Raw genomic sequence first — 450 nt, 5'->3', positions numbered from 1 at the left:
CAGATGGTTATGTACCTTACGGATGGCAGTTCAAAGATGAGAATGTCTATATTCCATCAGAGAAAACAGCAAGACTTAATATCTTTGGCATGATTACCCGAAGAAATCAATATAAAGGTTTTACAACACAAGAATCCATCAATGCAGACAAACTTGTGGATTTTCTTGACATTTTCTCTTTTGAGGTAAAGAAGAAAACGGTGGTTGTCCTTGACAATGCTTCTGTACACAGGAACAGAAAGATAAAAGAACTCAGAAAAATATGGGAGGATAGAGGATTATTTCTTTTTTATCTTCCACCATACTCTCCAGAACTTAATCCTGCTGAAATCCTGTGGCGCATATTGAAAGGCAAATGGATAAGACCTGCTGATTACAATACTAAGGACTCGCTTTTCTATTGTACAAACAGGGCACTGGCATCTGTAGGTACGAACTTATTTGTGAATT

At 37.1% G+C, this 450-nt stretch carries 1 protein-coding gene; it reads left to right on the top strand.

Annotated features, from left to right (window positions below):
• A partial coding sequence (locus H6A27_RS14625; protein ID WP_239469736.1) for a transposase occupies positions 1-450 on the top strand: 450 nt, incomplete at both ends.

Origin of the sequence: Bacteroides caecigallinarum (genome assembly GCF_016902295.1) — a bacterium.
In the GTDB taxonomy this organism is placed as follows: Bacteria; Bacteroidota; Bacteroidia; order Bacteroidales; family Bacteroidaceae; genus Phocaeicola; species Phocaeicola caecigallinarum_A.
This window is presented reverse-complemented; position numbering and strand designations above follow the sequence as displayed.